Origin of the sequence: Yonghaparkia sp. Soil809 (assembly GCF_001429705.1) — a bacterium.
Taxonomy (GTDB): domain Bacteria; phylum Actinomycetota; class Actinomycetes; order Actinomycetales; family Microbacteriaceae; genus Microcella.
In genome coordinates this window covers 843,250-858,894 of sequence record NZ_LMSV01000002.1, presented here as the reverse complement: position 1 = coordinate 858,894, position 15,645 = coordinate 843,250, and the positions used below count along the sequence as shown (strand labels likewise).

21 protein-coding genes are annotated in these 15,645 nt (G+C 70.1%); 11 read left to right on the top strand and 10 right to left on the bottom strand.

Going from position 1 to position 15,645, the window contains the following annotated elements:
• Positions 1-18 precede the first annotated feature (18 nt).
• Genes ASG83_RS11555 through ASG83_RS11540 form a run of 4 tightly spaced genes read right to left on the bottom strand, consistent with a single transcriptional unit; the run spans position 19 to position 4,191 of the window.
• A complete protein-coding gene (locus tag ASG83_RS11555) occupies positions 19-1,581 on the bottom strand; it encodes a ubiquinol-cytochrome c reductase cytochrome b subunit (RefSeq protein WP_082515071.1) in 1,563 nt (520 codons plus the stop codon).
• Positions 1,582-1,631: 50 nt separating this feature from the next.
• Positions 1,632-2,708 carry a ubiquinol-cytochrome c reductase iron-sulfur subunit gene (locus tag ASG83_RS11550; protein WP_055862145.1) on the bottom strand — a complete coding sequence of 359 codons (1,077 nt, stop codon included), beginning with the start codon at positions 2,706-2,708 and terminating at the stop codon, positions 1,632-1,634.
• A 32-nt stretch (positions 2,709-2,740) separates the two neighbouring features.
• Positions 2,741-3,535 (bottom strand): c-type cytochrome, encoded by a 795-nt coding sequence (locus tag ASG83_RS11545; protein ID WP_055861497.1) that lies wholly within the window; start codon positions 3,533-3,535, stop codon positions 2,741-2,743.
• 26 nt (positions 3,536-3,561) lie between these two features.
• Positions 3,562-4,191 carry a heme-copper oxidase subunit III gene (locus tag ASG83_RS11540; RefSeq protein ID WP_055861494.1) on the bottom strand — a complete coding sequence of 210 codons (630 nt, stop codon included), beginning with the start codon at positions 4,189-4,191 and terminating at the stop codon, positions 3,562-3,564.
• A gap of 78 nt (positions 4,192-4,269) precedes the next feature.
• Here ASG83_RS11540 and trpD point away from each other — a divergent pair, with 78 nt between their 5' ends.
• Entirely contained in the window at positions 4,270-5,340 is a 1,071-nt protein-coding gene (trpD, locus tag ASG83_RS11535; RefSeq protein ID WP_055861491.1) for an anthranilate phosphoribosyltransferase, read from the top strand.
• A gap of 21 nt (positions 5,341-5,361) precedes the next feature.
• On the opposite strand, the gene ASG83_RS11530 is transcribed toward trpD, so the two are convergent.
• The gene (locus ASG83_RS11530; protein ID WP_055861488.1) at positions 5,362-5,859 is read right to left on the bottom strand and encodes an Lrp/AsnC family transcriptional regulator; all 498 of its coding nucleotides are present in this window, start codon (positions 5,857-5,859) and stop codon (positions 5,362-5,364) included.
• A gap of 95 nt (positions 5,860-5,954) precedes the next feature.
• On the opposite strand from ASG83_RS11530, the gene ASG83_RS11525 reads away from it, so the two are divergent.
• The gene (locus ASG83_RS11525) at positions 5,955-7,193 is read left to right on the top strand and encodes a PLP-dependent aspartate aminotransferase family protein (RefSeq protein ID WP_055861485.1); all 1,239 of its coding nucleotides are present in this window, start codon (positions 5,955-5,957) and stop codon (positions 7,191-7,193) included.
• Between the two features lie 124 nt (positions 7,194-7,317).
• Here ASG83_RS11525 and ASG83_RS11520 read toward each other — a convergent pair whose 3' ends face one another.
• Positions 7,318-7,575, bottom strand: a complete 258-nt coding sequence (locus ASG83_RS11520; RefSeq protein ID WP_055861482.1) for a hypothetical protein — start codon at positions 7,573-7,575, stop codon at positions 7,318-7,320.
• Between the two features lie 73 nt (positions 7,576-7,648).
• The gene (locus ASG83_RS11515) at positions 7,649-8,044 is read right to left on the bottom strand and encodes a YchJ family protein (RefSeq protein WP_082599218.1); all 396 of its coding nucleotides are present in this window, start codon (positions 8,042-8,044) and stop codon (positions 7,649-7,651) included.
• A gap of 110 nt (positions 8,045-8,154) precedes the next feature.
• On the opposite strand from ASG83_RS11515, the gene ASG83_RS11510 reads away from it, so the two are divergent.
• From ASG83_RS11510 to ASG83_RS11495, 4 genes are read left to right on the top strand one after another with little or no spacing between them, the layout of a single operon-like run.
• Positions 8,155-8,640 (top strand): DUF2975 domain-containing protein, encoded by a 486-nt coding sequence (locus tag ASG83_RS11510; RefSeq protein WP_055861479.1) that lies wholly within the window; start codon positions 8,155-8,157, stop codon positions 8,638-8,640.
• A complete protein-coding gene (locus ASG83_RS11505) occupies positions 8,640-8,858 on the top strand; it encodes a helix-turn-helix transcriptional regulator (RefSeq protein ID WP_055861476.1) in 219 nt (72 codons plus the stop codon). Before ASG83_RS11510 ends, ASG83_RS11505 begins: the two co-directional genes overlap by 1 nt.
• A gap of 1 nt (position 8,859) precedes the next feature.
• Entirely contained in the window at positions 8,860-9,195 is a 336-nt protein-coding gene (locus ASG83_RS11500) for a YciI family protein (protein WP_055861473.1), read from the top strand.
• A gap of 16 nt (positions 9,196-9,211) precedes the next feature.
• Positions 9,212-9,853: a dihydrofolate reductase family protein gene (locus ASG83_RS11495; RefSeq protein WP_055862141.1), complete on the top strand. Its 642-nt coding sequence runs from the start codon at positions 9,212-9,214 to the stop codon at positions 9,851-9,853.
• Between the two features lie 152 nt (positions 9,854-10,005).
• On the opposite strand, the gene ASG83_RS11490 is transcribed toward ASG83_RS11495, so the two are convergent.
• The gene (locus ASG83_RS11490) at positions 10,006-10,278 is read right to left on the bottom strand and encodes a hypothetical protein (RefSeq protein ID WP_055861470.1); all 273 of its coding nucleotides are present in this window, start codon (positions 10,276-10,278) and stop codon (positions 10,006-10,008) included.
• A 249-nt stretch (positions 10,279-10,527) separates the two neighbouring features.
• On the opposite strand from ASG83_RS11490, the gene ASG83_RS11485 reads away from it, so the two are divergent.
• Positions 10,528-11,583 carry a TerC family protein gene (locus tag ASG83_RS11485; protein ID WP_055861467.1) on the top strand — a complete coding sequence of 352 codons (1,056 nt, stop codon included), beginning with the start codon at positions 10,528-10,530 and terminating at the stop codon, positions 11,581-11,583.
• Here the strand turns inward: ASG83_RS11485 and ASG83_RS11480 are convergent.
• The gene (locus tag ASG83_RS11480) at positions 11,541-11,996 is read right to left on the bottom strand and encodes an NUDIX hydrolase (RefSeq protein ID WP_055861464.1); all 456 of its coding nucleotides are present in this window, start codon (positions 11,994-11,996) and stop codon (positions 11,541-11,543) included. The genes ASG83_RS11485 and ASG83_RS11480 overlap by 43 nt on opposite strands.
• Positions 11,997-12,000: 4 nt before the next feature.
• Complete coding sequence (locus ASG83_RS11475; RefSeq protein WP_369813331.1) at positions 12,001-12,747, bottom strand: SDR family oxidoreductase; 747 nt, start codon at positions 12,745-12,747, stop codon at positions 12,001-12,003.
• A gap of 136 nt (positions 12,748-12,883) precedes the next feature.
• Here ASG83_RS11475 and ASG83_RS11470 point away from each other — a divergent pair, with 136 nt between their 5' ends.
• The 4 genes from ASG83_RS11470 (at position 12,884) to ASG83_RS11455 (ending at position 15,605) form a co-directional block, all read left to right on the top strand.
• Complete coding sequence (locus tag ASG83_RS11470; protein WP_055862138.1) at positions 12,884-13,366, top strand: NfeD family protein; 483 nt, start codon at positions 12,884-12,886, stop codon at positions 13,364-13,366.
• The gene (locus tag ASG83_RS11465) at positions 13,363-14,319 is read left to right on the top strand and encodes an SPFH domain-containing protein (RefSeq protein WP_055861458.1); all 957 of its coding nucleotides are present in this window, start codon (positions 13,363-13,365) and stop codon (positions 14,317-14,319) included. Before ASG83_RS11470 ends, ASG83_RS11465 begins: the two co-directional genes overlap by 4 nt.
• A complete protein-coding gene (locus ASG83_RS11460; RefSeq protein ID WP_055861455.1) occupies positions 14,320-15,096 on the top strand; it encodes a glycerophosphodiester phosphodiesterase family protein in 777 nt (258 codons plus the stop codon).
• 140 nt (positions 15,097-15,236) lie between these two features.
• Positions 15,237-15,605, top strand: a complete 369-nt coding sequence (locus tag ASG83_RS11455; protein ID WP_055861452.1) for an RNA polymerase-binding protein RbpA — start codon at positions 15,237-15,239, stop codon at positions 15,603-15,605.
• Positions 15,606-15,645: the final 40 nt, after the last annotated feature.

The window sequence follows — 15,645 nt, the reverse complement described above, 5'->3', positions numbered from 1 at the left end:
GCCGTCGTGCGAGTGGAGCTAGTGGCGCTGCGATTCGAGCTCTCGCTGCGTGACGGGCGAGATGCGGTCCTCGAAGAACCAGCGCGACATGCTCGCGCGGACGCGCTGCCGGGCGGTGATGCGACCGCGGGCGTCGGGGCGCACCATGAGCGGCTGGTACTCCTCGTAGCTCACGAGCTTCCAGCGCTCGTAGTCGTCGAGCTGCTCGTGGACCTCGATGTACTCGCCGCCCGGGAGGCGGACGATGCGGCCCGACTCGTAGCCGTGGAGCGCGATCTCGCGGTCCTTCCTCATGAGCGCGAGGCAGACGCGCTTCGTGACGAAGTAGGCGATGAACGGGCCGACGACCGTCACGAACTGCAGGGTGTGGATGACACCCTCGATCGAGAGGCGGAAGTGCGTCGCGATGAGGTCGGAGCTCGCCGCGGCCCAGAGGCCCGCGTAGAACGTGACGCCGGCCGCGCCGATCGCGGTGCGGGTCGGGTTGTTGCGCGGGCGCTCGGCGATGTGGTGCTCGCGCTTGTCGCCCGTGACCCACGCCTCGAGGAACGGGTACAGGGCAGCGGCGGCGAGGAAGACCAGCAGGCCGACGAGCGGGATGAGGACGTTGAACGACACCGTGTAGCCGAACACCACGATCTCCAGGCCCGGCGGGATCAGGCGCAGGGCGCCGTCGGCGAAGCCGATGTACCAGTCGGGCTGCGTTCCCGCGGACACCGGGGAGGGGTCGTAGGGGCCGTAGTTCCAGATCGGGTTGATCGTGAACAGCGACGCGATGAGCACGATGACGCCGAAGACGATGAAGAAGAAGCCACCGGCCTTCGCGGCGAACACCGGCATGACCGGGGCGCCGACGACGTTGTCGTTCGTGCGGCCGGGGCCGGCGAACTGGGTGTGCTTGTTCACGATCAGGAGGACCATGTGCGCGCCGATGAGGGCGACCAGGATCGCCGGCAGCAGCAGGATGTGCAGCACGTAGAGGCGGGGGATGATGTCGGTGCCCGGGAACTCGTCGCCGAACAGCAGATAGGAGATCCAGCCGCCGGCGAGGGGTACGGCCTTGATCATGCCGTCGATGATGCGCAGACCGTTTCCGGAGAGCAGGTCGTCGGGGAGCGAGTAGCCCGTGAAGCCGAGAGCCATCGCGAGCACGAAGAGGAGGAACCCGATGACCCAGTTGAGCTCGCGCGGCTTGCGGAAGGCGCCGGTGAAGAACACGCGCAGCATGTGCAGCCCGATGGAGGCGACGAACAGGAGCGCCGCCCAGTGATGCACCTGGCGCATGAGCAGGCCGCCGCGGATCTCGAACGAGATGTCGAGCGAGGAGTGGTACGCGACCGACATCGGGATGCCCTGGAGCGGGACGTAGGAGCCCTCGTACTCGACCTCGGTCATGGAGGGGTCGAAGAAGAAGGTCAGGAACGTGCCGCTGAGCAGGATGACGACGAAGCTGTACAGCGCCACCTCGCCGAGCATGAACGACCAGTGATCGGGGAAGATCTTGCGACCCAGCGCCTTGACGGCCGTCGAGGCGCTCGTGCGCTCATCGATGTAGTTCGCCGCCCACCCGGTGAAACGCATGCCGCGCGACGGCGCGACAGCGGCCGGTGCGACGGGCTCAGTTGCGGTACTCACAGTGCACGCTCCCAGAAGCTCGGACCCACAGGTTCGGTGAAGTCGCTCTTGGCGACGAGGTAACCCTCTTCATCCACAGTGATCGGGAGCTGGGGAAGGGGGCGCGCCGCCGGTCCGAAGATGACTTCGGCGTGGTTGGCCACGTCGAACTCGGACTGGTGGCAGGGGCACAGCAGGTGGTGGGTCTGCTGCTCGTACAGCGCGACGGGGCAGCCGACGTGCGTACAGATCTTGGAGTAGGCGACGATGCCGTCGTAGGACCAGTCCTTGCGGTCCTCGCGCTCGTTGAGCCGGTCGAGGGGGAGGCGCATGAGGAGGACGGCGGCCTTGGCCTTCTCCTCCAGCTTGTGCGACTCGAGCTCAGCGAGACCCTCGGGGATGACGTGGAACGCGGCGCCGATCGTGACGTCGGAGGCCTTGATCGGCGTGCCGGAGGGGTCGCGGGTGAGGCGCACGCCCTCCTCCCACATCGTGTGCTTCAGCAGCGCGATCGGATCCTCCGCCGGCGCCAGGTCGCGGAAGATCGCGATCGCCGGGATGGGGGTCGCCACGAGCGCGCCGATGAGGGTGTTGCGGACGAGGCTGCGACGGGTGAAGCCCGACTCGGCGTTGCCGGCCTGGAAGATCTCGACGGCCTTGGCCCGGGTCTCGTCGGAGCCGCGCGTGCCGTGGCGCTCCTCCACGAGCTCGTGCCCGTGCATGAGGGCCTTGGACCAGTGGACCGCGCCGATGCCGATGCCGAGGAGGCCGAGCGTGATGCCGAGGCCGAGGAAGAGGTTGTTGAGGCGGATGGTGCTCGGGTCGCCCTCGACGATCGGGAAGGCGACGTAGGCGACGACCGCGAGCACGCTCCCGACGACCGAGAGCAGGAAGAGCCCGGACACCGTGCGCTCCGCGGAGCGCTCCTTCGCGGGGTCGAGATCCGTGACGCGCTGGCGCTCCGGCGGGAAGCCGGGGTTGGAGATCCGATCGGCGCGCTCCACGGCGACCCCGGGGGATGCGCTGCTCGCGTGCTTCTCGACAGCCGTCTCCGCGGCCTCGCCGCCGGTCGCGCCGTCGTGAACGTCCGCCATCATCGTCCTTTCCTAACCTGCTGCACGGGCCGTCAGTTGGACTTCGCGGTGAGCCAGATGGTCACTGCGACGAGTCCGCCGAGGCCGAAGATCCAGATGAAGAGCCCCTCCGACACCGGGCCGAGCGCGCCGAGGTCGAAGCCGCCGACGGACGGGGTCTCCTCGATGTACTGCAGGTAGGTGATGATGTCGTTCTTCTCTTCGGGAGTGAGGTTCAGGTCGCTGAACACGGGCATGTTCTGCGGACCGGTCGCCATCGCGCCGTAGATGTGCACCGGGTCCACGCCCGCGAGGTTCGGAGCGTACTTGCCCTCGGTGAGCGCACCGCCCGCGCCGGCGACGTTGTGGCACATGGCGCAGTTGATTCGGAAGAGCTCGGCGCCGACCGCCGCGTCGCCATCGCCGGCGAGGTAGCGCTCCGGCGGGACCGCCGGGCCGGGAGCGAGCGACGCGACCCAGGCGCCCATCGCGTCGATCTGCTCCTGCGTGAACTGCACGGGCTTGACCTCGGCCTGCGGGCCGGAGGCGGCCATGGGCATGCGGCCGGTGCCGACCTGGAAGTCGACGGCGAGGGCACCCACGCCGATGATCGACGGGCCGGCCTCGGTGCCCGCGCCCTGGAGACCGTGGCAGCTCGCGCAGTTCGCGGCGAAGAGCTTGCCGCCGTCCTCGACGAGCTGCTCGCTCGCCGCGGTGGTCTCGGCCGTTGCCGAGGTCGTGGCGAGCGCGTAGGCGCCGCCGGTCGCGAGGAGGCCGACGACCAGCAGGGCGGCCGTCGCCAGCGGGTGCCGGCGGCCGGAGCGACGTGCGGGGGAGGTGGATGCCATGGTGTGCTGCGTCTCGATTCGATTGCTCATTGGAGGACGTAGATGACGAGGAAGAGGCCGATCCAGACGACGTCGACGAAGTGCCAGTAGTACGACACGACGATCGCGCTGGTGGCGTCGCGGTGGGTGAAGACCTTGACCGAGTAGGCCCGGCCGATGACGAGGAGGAAGGCGATCAGACCGCCTGTGACGTGGAGGCCGTGGAAGCCGGTCGTTAGGTAGAACGCCGAGCCGAACGCGTCGGAGGTGAGCGAGACGTGCTCGCTGACGAGGATCGCGTATTCGTAGACCTGGCCGATGACGAAGACCGCACCCATGGCGTAGGTGAGGAAGAACCACTCGATCATCCCCCACTGCGTGGGCTTCCAGCCGGTGCGGCGGGCCTGCAGCCGCTCGGCCGCGAAGACGCCGAACTGGGCCGTCACGCTCGAGAGCACGAGGATGGTCGTATTGACGGCAGCGAAGGGGACGTTGAAGACCTCGGTGCCCGCCTCCCACAGCTCGGGCGACGTCGACCGCAGCGTGAAGTAGATCGCGAAGAGGCCGGCGAAGAACATGACCTCGCTGCCGAGCCAGACGATCGTGCCGACGGCAACGATGTTGGGTCGGTTGATCGTGGGAGCGGTGAGAGATCTCGACAGAGAGGTGCTGGTCACCTCTTCATTATGACGGATGCCCGGGGCACTTCTTGCCCGTCGACATGCCTTCTCGCGGCGATTCACTAGCCTTTACCCATGTCTGCCGCCCCGACCTGGCCCGCTCTGCTCGCTCGACTGCTCGACGGGGAGGATCTGAGCATCGCCGAGGCGGCCTGGGCCATGGAGCAGGTCATGCAGGGGGAGGCCACCCCCGCCCAGCTGGCGGGCTTCCTGATCGCCCTGCGGGCGAAGGGCGAGACGGTCGACGAGTTCGTGGGATTCCGCGACGCGGCTCTCGCCCACGCCCGCACGATCGACATCGATCCGATGGCGCTCGACATCGTGGGAACCGGCGGAGACCCCTTCGGCGCCGTCGTGAACGTCTCCTCGATCGCGTCGATCGTGGTCGCCGGCGCGGGCGTCCCCGTCGCCAAGCACGGCAACCGCGGCGCGAGCAGCGCCTCCGGCGCATCCGACGTGCTGAGCGAGCTCGGCATCGACCTCGCGCTCGAGCCCGACGACGTCGCACGCGTCTTCCGCGAGGTGGGGCTGACCTTCCTCCACGCGCAGACCTTCCACCCCGGCTTCCGGCATGCGGGGCCGGTGCGCCGCGAGCTGGGCGTGTCGACCCTCTTCAACATCCTCGGCCCGCTGGTGAACCCCGCGCGGCCGGAGGCCTCGGCGGTCGGGGTCGCGAATCTGGACCGCGTGCCGCTCGTGGTCGGCGTCTTCCGCACCCGGGGCGCGACCGCCCTCGTGTACCGCGGCGACGACGGGATCGACAAGCTGACGACGACGGGCCACTCGCACATGTGGGAGGTCTCCCGCGGCTCGGTGACGGAGCACGACATCGACCCGCGCGAGCTCGGCATCCCGTACAGCCCGATCGAGGGGATCCTCGGCGCGGGCCCGGCGCACAACGCCGCACTCGCTCGCGGCGTCCTCGCCGGGGAGGCCGGCCCGGTGCGTGACATCGTGCTGCTCAACGCCGCAGCCGGGCTCGTGTCGTTCCGACTCGCGCAGGATCCCTCGCAGCTCACGCGGCCGATCGTCGAGCGTCTGCGCGAGCAGCTGCAGGTCGCGGCCGACGTCGTCGACTCCGGGCGCGCTGCGCGCATGCTTCAGGAGTGGTCCGCCGCGACGCGGGCCGTCGCCGATCGCTCCTGACGGCCCCGCGCGAGCGAGGGGTCAGGACCGGGGGAGCAGGCCCGCACCGTCGATGACCTCGAAGACCAGCTGCGTCTCGGTGTGCCGCACGCCCGGGTGCACCTGCAGGTGCTCGAGCACGAGGTCGCGCAGGGCGGCGGCCGACTCGACGGCGACGTGCAGGAGGTAGTCGTCGGCCCCCGCGACGTGGAAGATCCGCACAACGTTCGGGATGTCGCGCAGGCGCGACTGGAACGCCTGCACCTGGTCGCGCGAGTGGCTCGCGAGACGGACGGTGATCACGGCCTCGAGCCCCAGCCCCAGAGCGGTCGGGTCGATCTGGGCGCGGAACCGGCGGATGACGCCCGACTCGCGGAGGACGCGCAGGCGCTGGCTGCAGGTCGACTCGGCGACCCCGACGCGCTCGGCGAGCGCGGCGTTCGTGAGCCGCCCGTTCGCATCGAGCTCGGCGAGCATCGCGAGGTCGACGGCATCGAGCGGCGCGGCTCGCGGGATCTTCGACGAGGGACGAGCATCCATGCCCCCATCATGCAGGAGATTCGACTGATCGAGGATGATCCGCGGAAGATTCGGGAGACGTTGTCTTCAATCGCAGGAGAGTCCACTGTGGGCGCATGGACGATGCTGTCGCTTTCGAGACTCTTGCCGTGCACGCCGGGCGGGAGGACCTCGCCGCGATGGGCGTCCACGCCCTGCCGATCGATCTCTCGACCACGAACCCGCTGCCTGACGTCGAGCTCGGCGGCGGCTCGTACGAGTCGATGGCGACGGGGCATCGCCCCACCGAGGGCGGCAACGTCTACGCCCGTCTGTGGAACCCCACGGTCGCGCGCTTCGAGGAGGCGCTCGCGCAGCTCGAGCGCACGGACGCCTCCGTCGCCTTCGCCTCGGGGATGGCGGCGTTCACCGCAGCCGTCATGGCTGCCGCCAACCGGGGTCGCGGTCGGCACGTCGTCGCCGTCCGCCCCCTCTACGGCGGCACCGATCACCTGCTCGCCTCGGGCCTGCTGAGCGTCGAGACGACGTTCACGACGGCCGAGGGCGTCGCCGCGGCGATGCGCCCCGACACGTGCCTCGTCGTCGTCGAGACCCCCGCGAACCCCACGCTCGAGCTCGTCGACATCGCCGCGGTCGTCGGCGCGGCTGGCGATGCTCCCGTGCTCGTCGACAACACCTTCGCGACCCCGGTGCTGCAGAACCCGGCCGATCAGGGCGCCGCGCTCGTGCTGCACAGCGCGACGAAGTACCTCGGCGGGCACGGGGACGTCATCGGCGGCGTCATCGCGTGCTCGGAGGAGTGGGCCACGGCGATCCGCCCCGTGCGCGCGATCACGGGCGGACTGCTGCACCCGCTCGGCGCCTACCTGCTGCACCGCGGTCTGCCGACCCTCGCCCTGCGCGTCCGCGCGCAGCAGGACTCGGCGCGCACCCTCGCCGACCGGCTCTCGAGCCACGGCGCGATCGCGCACGTGCACTACCCGGGGCTCGGCGACAGCGACCCGAGCGGACTCATCGGCCGGCAGATGCGCGGGCCCGGCGCGATGCTCGCGATCGAGCTCGCCGGCGGACTCGCCGCGGCTGAGTCGACCATTGCGGAGCTCGGACTCTTCACCCACGCGGTCTCGCTCGGCGGCGTCGACTCGCTCGTGCAGCACCCCGCCTCGCTCACCCACCGACCCGTCGCACCCGAGGCACGCCCGGGCGCGGGGATCCTGCGCCTGTCGATCGGGCTCGAGAGCGTCGAGGATCTCTGGCTGGACCTCGATCGCGCGCTCTCGACGGCGACGGGAGGGCGCTCGGCGGCCGCGGGCATCCGCGTCGACGGCGCGTCGGTCGCGGCCGGCGCCCGCTGACCGGAGCGCCCCTGCGCCCGACGTCGACTGCGCGCCCGGACGCGACGACGCCCCGACCGTCGGGCGGTCGGGGCGTCGCTCGGCTCGCTGCCGGTCGTCGAGGCCGCGCGAGCAGTCGGTGCCGCTAGCGGTTCGAGGACCGCTCGGAAGGGTTGCCGCTCGTCTCGAGGCAGTTCGAGGCGCCCGAGGTGCCCATGTGCGGGCCGGGGTTGCCGCCCTCGGCGTGGTCGACGAGGCGGACGTGAGCGCCGAACCACGAGAAGCCGGGCGAGGTGCCCGTCGAGTCGACGCAGTGGGCGGCGGATGCGGCGCTCGCGCCGCCGAGGACGAGTCCGGTCGCGACGAGGGCCGTCGCGAACGCGGTGGAGAGGACCTTCTTCATTGAAACCTCCGAGAGGGGGGAGCGGATGGTGCTGGCATCCTCTCTTCGGAGCGACCGGACCCCCGGATGGGGGTCAGCTCTCGGCGAGGTAGAACCAGCGGCCGTCGTCGCGGCGGAACGCGCTGACCTCGTTCTGCACTCCGGCGCCGTCGGGGGAGCGGTAGTGGGCGTCGAAGGCGACGACGCCGTCGCGATCGAGCGGGCCGCCGCGCTCGGTGCGCAGGACGTCGAGCCGGTACCACCGCATCGAGGCGTCGAGCTCGAGCGTCGCGGGCCGGGTCGAGGGATGCCACGTCGCGAGCAGGTAGGCGGCATCGCCGACCGCGAACGCCGAGAACCGCGAGCGCATGAGCTGCTCGGCCGTGGGCGCGGCGCGCTCGCGCCGGTGGAGCGGACCGCAGCACTCGTCGTACGTGAGCCCGGAGCCGCAGGGGCAGCGGCGCGGGGCGGTCAGGTCGGCGGCGGGCACGAGTCGAGCCTAGGAGCCGGGGAGGGGCCGGGCAGGGGAGCGGCAGGGACGACTCTTGCGATATCTATTGAAAAACAATAGATTATGACTGTCGATCGATAGGAAGTCTCGTGAACCCGGCACTGATTCTCGTCACCCGCGTGATCCTCGCGCTGTCCCTTCTCGGGTCGGTCCTCGTGCAGGTGGTCATCCTGCCGCTCGTCTGGGCCGATCTCGCGGGGGAGGCGTTCGGGGGGCGCATCCTGCTCGTCGCGATCGCCGCGCTGAGCATCCTGTGCCTGCAGGTCGGCGCGATCGGAGTGTGGCGGCTGCTCGGCCTCGTGCGTCACGGCTCGGTCTTCAGCGCCGCGGCTGTCCGCTGGGTCGACGTCATCATCGGCGCGATCGTCGTTCTGTCGGCGCTCGTGCTCGTTCTCGCGATCGCGCTCGCTCCGGGGGAGGTCGCGCCGGGCGTCGTCGGGCTGCTGTGCGGGGCGTCGCTCGTCATCGCGGGCGTCGCGCTCGTCGTCGTCGTGATGCGCGCCCTGCTCGCCCAGGCGATCGCGCGAGAGCAAGAGGCGCGCGAGCTGCGCTCCGAGCTCGACGAGGTGATCTGATGCCGATCGTCGTCGACGTCGACGTCATGCTCGCCCGCCGCAAGATGCCCGTCGGAGTGCTCGCGGAGCGCGTCGGCATCACGCCCGCCAACCTCGCGGTGCTCAAGAACGGTCGCGCGAAGGCCGTGCGGTTCAGCACGCTGGATTCCCTGTGCGCGGCTCTCGACTGCCAGCCGGGGGATGTGCTTCGCTGGGTGCCCGACGACGAAGGAGTCTGACGTGCACTTCCTGATCTCGGTCATCGACGACACGAGCGGATCGGCCACCGGCGGCGAGGCCGCGGCGATCGACTCCTTCAATGACGCGCTCAGGGCGGGCGGTCACTGGGTCGTCGCCGGCGGCATCGCCGCGCCCGCGGAGGCGGCCGTGATCGACGCGCGCGGGGGAGAGCCGGAGGTCCGGCCCGGGCCGCTCCACGACACGCGCGAGTACGTCGCCGGATTCTGGGTCATCGGGGCGCCCGATCGGGATGCCGCTCTCGCGCTCGCGACGCGGGCATCCCGCGCCTGCAGCCGACGCGTGGAGCTGCGGCCGCTGCTCGGGCTCGCCGACTGAGGGAAGGAATTGCGCCATAGTGGTCCGCCTTGACCTGAACATCTCGCTCGACGGCGTCGCGAAGCCCGCCGACCCGAGCCCGGAGAACCCGATGGGGGAGGACTGGGGTCGGCTCGTCGCGGCCTACATCGCCACGCGGACCTTCCGCGAGCGGGTCCTGCACGACCCGACGGGCGCGGGCACGACGGGCGTCGACGACCGCTACGCGTCCGCCTACTTCGACGAGGTGGGCGCCGAGATCATGGGGGCGGGGATGTTCGGCCTCCACGCCTTCCCGGACGACCCGGACTGGCGCGGCTGGTGGGGCGACGAGCCGCCGTTCCGCGTGCCCGTGCTCGTGCTGACCCATCGCGAGCGCGCGCCGATCGAGTTCGAGAACGGGACGCGGTTCGAGTTCCTGGCGGCGAGCCCGGAGGATGCGCTCGCGCGTGCCCGGCGGCTCGCGGGCGACGCCGACATCCGGATCGGCGGAGGGCTCGGCGTCGCGCGCGCATTCCTCGCCGCGGATCTCGTCGACCGGCTGCACGTCGGCATCGCGCCGATCGTGCTCGGGCGCGGCGGGCGGCTGTGGGACGATCTGCGGCGACTCGACGAGGGCCGCACTGTCACGAGCGAGGTCGCCGAGAGCGGAGTCGTCCACGTCACGATCGCGCGCTGAGCCGTGCCGCCACTGTCAGCCAGCTGACATAATGATGATTATCGGAAACTGGGTCGGCGCAACGACGAGGGTCGGATTCACGAGCTCACCATCGGGCATGGGCCGGGACTAGCGCCGCTCAGCCGCGAAAAGCGAGCAAGTCTTCGGTGTGGTCATGAAAGGGGCGACGGCCCCTGCGCCGTGGGCGGTGATCCCGGGCGGTGTCCGAGCGAGAACCACGCCAGGACGCCGAGCGGACCACCGATGATGACGACGACGATCCAGGCGGTGACTCCCCGGACGCCCAGCCGTTCCACCTGACGCTGGATCGAGCGGATGGCGATCGCGAGCATGACGAACCAGGCGATCAGGATGACCGAGAGCGGCGAGTCGAAGAACGCCGGCACGGTCGGCTCGAGGTCGTACTGCGTGGCCTGGACGGTCATCCGTTCATCACACCATCGGATCGGCCCGCCCAGGTGACCCGAGAGCGAGAATCCGCCGAGAGGATCGCTCCGGATGCGCTCGGAAAGCCTGACGTGTGGTTCACTCGTTCTCGGAGGGGAGTATCCCCGACCCGCGTCGCGTCGTCATTACGTTCCGTCCGCACGGATCCGGCGCCACGGGCCGAATCTGACCGTTCCGGCCGGGAAAGACCTCCTGAATCGCCTCATCGACCATTCAGGAGCTCCGTCATGGACGTACCCCTCTGGCTGTGGTTCGCCGTTCTCGGCGTCATCATCGCCATGCTCGCGATCGATCTCTTCGCCCACCGCAAGGCCCACGTCATCGGCGTGCGCGAGGCCGCCGTGTGGTCCATCATCTGGGTGACGCTCGGCGTCGCCTTCGGCGGCTACATCTGGGCCGAGTACGGCGCCGAGCTCGGGCAGCAGTACTACGCCGGCTACCTCGTCGAGAAGTCGCTCGCCGTCGACAACGTGTTCGTGTGGGCGATCATCTTCGCCTTCTTCCACGTGCCCCGCGAGTACCAGCACCGCGTGCTGTTCCTCGGCGTGCTCGGCGCGCTCGTCTTCCGCGGCATCTTCATCGCCCTCGGCGCGGTGCTCATCGACCAGTTCTCCTGGATCCTCTACCTGTTCGCGGCGTTCCTGCTCTACACCGGCTGGATGATGATCCGGAAGCGCAACGAGCACATGGACGTCGCGAACTCGACGATCCTCAAGGTCTTCCGCCGGGCGATCCCGATGACCGACGCGTACCACGGTCAGAGGTTCCTCATCCGCAAGGCCGGCGTGATCGTCGCCACTCCCCTGCTCGCCGTGCTCGTGCTCGTGGAGGTGACCGACATCATCTTCGCGATCGACTCCATCCCCGCCATCTTCGGGATCACGAGCGAGCCGTTCATCGTCTTCACCGCGAACGCCTTCGCGATCCTGGGGCTGCGGGCGATGTACTTCCTGCTCGCCGACCTCATGCACCGCTTCATCTACCTCAAGCTGGGCCTGGCGTTCGTCCTGATCTGGGTGGGTATCAAGATGCTGCTGCTCGACGTCTACAAGATACCCACGAGCTTCTCGCTCGCGGTCGTCGCGCTCATCATCACCGTCTCGATCGTCGCGAGCCTCCGGGCGACGCGCGGTCAGAGCCGTCACGAGATCGTCGTCGAGAACGCTCCCCCGTTCCGCATCGCGACCGAGGAGGAGATGGCGGAGGCCGAGCCGGTGTGGCGGCGGTCCGCCCGCGTCGATCAGGACGGGGTGATCGAGCGCAGCAGCCGCGGCAGGTCGTAGGGCTCGAAGGGCTGGCCGGTGGCGAGCAGCTCGTCCGCGGTGAACCACCCGTGGGCGGTCACGTCGACGTGCTCGTCATCGGTCCAGTTCGTCGACACCGGCTCGAAGCGCTCGCAGCGCAGAAGAAAGTACTCGGCGTGACCGCGGTCGTGATCCGCGGCATCCCACGTCACCTCGAAGTCGAGGCTCCACACCGGATCGCCGACGCTCTCGACCACGAGCCCCGTCTCCTCGAACAGCTCGCGGATCGCGGCCTGCTCGTGCGACTCCCCCGGGTCCACTCCCCCGCCTGGCGTGATCCAGCGGGCGAAGCGCGTCGTGTCGGGCGATGCCGTGAAGAACAGGAGCGCGGCTCCCGACGGGTCGACGAGCAGAATGCGGGATGTCCGGCGCAGGCCCGGCGTCGGGGCCACGGTGCTACTCCCCCGCGGTCGGCGCGTACTCGGTGAAGTAGGCCACGTCGCCCACGAGACGCGTGCTGTCCGCGGGGACCGGGTCGACGGCGGCCCGGGCGACCTCGGCGGCGAACTCGCTCACGTTGTAGAGCTTCCCCACGGCCTCCTTGCGGGCCTCGATGGCTCCCGGGTTCGCGCGATCGAGGAGCGTCGCGGTGACCGTGCCCTCGATCATGTCGCCGGAGACGACGGTGAAGCCGATGCCGGCGGCCTCGAGCTGAGGGATGAACTCGCGCAGGGCATCCTCGCCCGCTCGCTTCGACAGCGCGACGGGCTCGTACTCGGGCATCGTCGGCACGGTGCGGATGAAGTGCGCCTGGTGGCTCGTGACGAACACGATGCGCGCGCCCTCGTGGAGCAGCGGGAGGGCCTTCGTGAGGACGGTGACCTGCGCGTCGCGGTTGAGGCGCAGCGCGTAGTCCTCGCCCATGCCGGCCTCCATGCCGCCCGAGGCGTTGAGCACGAGGATGTCGATGCGCCCGAAGCGATCCTGCACCTGCTGCATCATCGCCTCGACCGACGCCGGATCGGTCAGGTCGGCGCCGACGGCGAGACCCTCGGTGCCGCCGGCCTCGAGCTCGGCGAGCAGCTTCTCGGCGCGCGGCGCCTTCGAGCGGTAGTTGATGACGACGTTCGCGCCCGCGGCGGCGAAGAAGCGCACGGTGTCGGCGCCGATGCCGCGGGAGGAGCCGGTGACGAGAGCGGTCATGCCGGCGAGCGAGCCGGCGGCGAGGGGGCTGTTCACGAGTCTCGACACTACCGGTCTTCCGGCGCCGTGTCGGGCCCGGAGGAGCGTCGGAGGGCGGTGATAGCGTGAGGAACAATCGACCGTGGAAGAGGCGCCGTTGCCCGACATCGTTCAGTACCTCTGGATCATCTGGATCGTGTTCGCGCTCGTCTGCGTGATCATCGAGCTGCTGACGCTCGAGTTCACCTTCCTCATGATCGCCGCCGGCAGTCTCATCGGCGGGCTGGGCACGAATCTCGCCGGCGGCGAGTGGTGGCTGCAGATCGGCCTCGCCGCGGTGATCTCGGCCCTGCTGCTGTTCACGATCCGACCGCTGCTGCTGAAGACCCTCCGGCGGGGCGGCGATGAGCGCGGGGCGCTCACCAACGTGGATGCCCTGCGCGGGATGCGCGGGCGCGTCACGACCGACTTCCGCGACGGCACGGGCTACGTCCGCCTCAGCAACGGCGAGACCTGGACCTCCCGGCTCGACGCCGCGCACGAGACCATCACCCTCACCGAGGGCGACCGCGTGGTCGTCACCCGGATCGACGGGGCGACCGCCGAGGTCGCACCCGAGGAAAGGAGCACCACCGCGTGATCAGTCCCTCCGAGTTCATCGGGCAGCTCTTCGTGGTCGCCCTCCTGGTCGTCCTCGGCATCTTCGTCGTCGTGGTGCTGCTGCGGTCGATCCGCATCGTGCCGCAGGCGTACGCGGGCGTCGTCGAGCGCCTCGGCCGGTACCACAAGACGCTCAACCCGGGCCTCAACCTGCTCGTGCCCTTCATCGACCGGCTCCGGCCGCTCGTGGACATGCGCGAGCAGGTCGTCTCCTTCCCGCCGCAGCCCGTCATCACCGAGGACAACCTCGTCGTCTCGATCGACACCGTCATCTACTTCCAGGTGACCGACGCGCGTGCGGCGACCTACGAGATCGCGAACTACCTCGCCGGCGTCGAGCAGCTCACGGTCACGACCCTTCGCAACGTCGTCGGCGGCCTCAACCTCGAGGAGGCGCTCACGAGCCGCGACAACATCAACGGTCAGCTCCGCGTCGTCCTCGACGAGGCGACCGGCAAGTGGGGGCTCCGGGTCAACCGCGTCGAGCTCAAGGCGATCGACCCGCCCGCGAGCATCCAGGACTCGATGGAGAAGCAGATGCGCGCCGAGCGCGACCGCCGCGCCGTCATCCTCACCGCCGAGGGCACGAAGCAGTCGCAGATCCTCGAGGCCGAGGGCGCGCGGCAGTCGGCCATCCTCAAGGCCGAGGGTGACGCGAAGGCGCAGATCCTCCGGGCCGAGGCCGAGGCCGAGGCGATCAAGACGGTCTTCGCGGCGATCCACGTCGGCGACCCCGACCCGAAGCTCCTCGCCTACCAGTACCTGCAGACGCTGCCGAAGCTCGCCGAGGGCGCATCGAACAAGATGTGGATCATTCCGAGCGAGCTCACCGAGGCGCTCAAGGGCGTGACGAACGGCTTCGGCATGGGCGGCGGCGCACCGCGCCCGAGCGCCCCGCACACGGACCCGGTTCCCCCGGGGGCGACGTCGTAGGTGCGGTCGGAGTCGGCTGAGGCGTACTTCTCGCCCGCGCGCCCCCGAGTGCTCGCGCACCGGGGGCTCGCGGTCGACGCGCCGGAGAACACGCTGCTCGCGTTCGCGCACGCCCTCGCGCTCGGCGTCGATCACGTCGAGACCGACGTCCACGCCTCGAGCGACGGGGTCGCGATCGTCTCGCACGACCCCGAGCTCGATCGGGTCGCGGGTCTCGCCGGCCGGGTCTCCGAGCTCACGGCCGCCCAGCTGCAGGGCATCGACCTCGGCGAGGGCCAGGGCTTCGCGACGCTCGCCGAGGCCCTCGAGGCGTTCCCCGACGCGCGGTTCAACATCGATCTGAAGAGCATGGATGCCGTCGCCCCCGCCGTCGACGCCGTCCGGCAGACGCGCGCCCACGATCGCGTCCTCCTCACCTCGTTCAGCGAGCGTCGCCGTGCGGCGGCCCTGCGGCTCCTGCCCGACGTCGCGACGAGCGCCTCGGGCCCGCGCTTCGCCGCCGCCCTGTTCGCCGCGCGCCTCGGTCTCGTCCCGCTCGTGCGACGGGCGCTCGAGGGCATCCACGCGGTGCAGATCCCGCTCCGCGCCGCGGGGCTCGAGACCACCGCTCCCCCGCTGCTGCGCGCCTTCCAGTCCGCGGGCGTCGAGGTCCACATGTGGACGATCAACGACCCCGCCGTCATGGCGAGCCTGCTCGATCGCGGCGTCGACGGCATCGTCACCGACCGTGCCGACCTCGCGATGGCGCTCATCCGGGAGCGCGACCCCGACCGCTGACCACCCTTTCCCGATCGTCGACGTAGGGGCGCGTGACACTGGCAATGGTCTGGGAAAGGCGTTCCTCGACTCGACCGCGCACCCCTGACGGGTCTATACCTTTACATGGATTCGGGTACGCGACGAGAGGGGAGAGCACGATGGCCGATCGGACTCTGCGAGGCATGCGCCTCGGATCTCAGAGCATGCAGAGCGAGGAGGGCGTCGAGTTCGCCTCCCGCCAGCGAGCGCAGTATTTGACCACCGATGGCGAGCTGTTCGAGGTCGTATTCTCCGCCGACGCCGAGCTCCCCGACACGTGGGAGTCGCCGAAGTCCGGCCGCGAGGGCGTCCTCCTCGCCCCGGACGGCACGCCGATCGACATCGTCCAGGCCGACGTGAAGGCCGTGCGCACCCACTGGGACATGCTGCTCGAGCGCCGCTCGATCGCCGAGCTCGAGGAGCTCCTCGAGGAGCGCCTGCAGCTGCTCCGCCAGCGTCGCGGCACCGACGAGCGCCTCGGCGCGTAGCCCGCACCGCCGTCCGGAATCGAGCCTCTAGGCTCGATCA

Excerpts from the sequence above, each read along its gene's own strand:
- trpD (WP_055861491.1), top strand. The coding sequence starts at position 4,270 with ATGTCTGCCGCCCCGACCTGGCCCGCTCTGCTCGCTCGACTGCTCGAC.
- ASG83_RS11530 (WP_055861488.1), bottom strand. The coding sequence starts at position 5,859 with ATGGATGCTCGTCCCTCGTCGAAGATCCCGCGAGCCGCGCCGCTCGAT.
- ASG83_RS11505 (WP_055861476.1), top strand. The coding sequence starts at position 8,640 with ATGCCGATCGTCGTCGACGTCGACGTCATGCTCGCCCGCCGCAAGATG.
- ASG83_RS11525 (WP_055861485.1), top strand. The coding sequence starts at position 5,955 with ATGGACGATGCTGTCGCTTTCGAGACTCTTGCCGTGCACGCCGGGCGG.
- ASG83_RS11475 (WP_369813331.1), bottom strand. The coding sequence starts at position 12,747 with ATGACCGCTCTCGTCACCGGCTCCTCCCGCGGCATCGGCGCCGACACC.
- ASG83_RS11545 (WP_055861497.1), bottom strand. The coding sequence starts at position 3,535 with ATGGCATCCACCTCCCCCGCACGTCGCTCCGGCCGCCGGCACCCGCTG.
- ASG83_RS11485 (WP_055861467.1), top strand. The coding sequence starts at position 10,528 with ATGGACGTACCCCTCTGGCTGTGGTTCGCCGTTCTCGGCGTCATCATC.
- ASG83_RS11490 (WP_055861470.1), bottom strand. The coding sequence starts at position 10,278 with ATGACCGTCCAGGCCACGCAGTACGACCTCGAGCCGACCGTGCCGGCG.
- ASG83_RS11455 (WP_055861452.1), top strand. The coding sequence starts at position 15,237 with ATGGCCGATCGGACTCTGCGAGGCATGCGCCTCGGATCTCAGAGCATG.
- ASG83_RS11520 (WP_055861482.1), bottom strand. The coding sequence starts at position 7,575 with ATGAAGAAGGTCCTCTCCACCGCGTTCGCGACGGCCCTCGTCGCGACC.
- ASG83_RS11555 (WP_082515071.1), bottom strand. The coding sequence starts at position 1,581 with ATGCGTTTCACCGGGTGGGCGGCGAACTACATCGATGAGCGCACGAGC.
- ASG83_RS11550 (WP_055862145.1), bottom strand. The coding sequence starts at position 2,708 with ATGGCGGACGTTCACGACGGCGCGACCGGCGGCGAGGCCGCGGAGACG.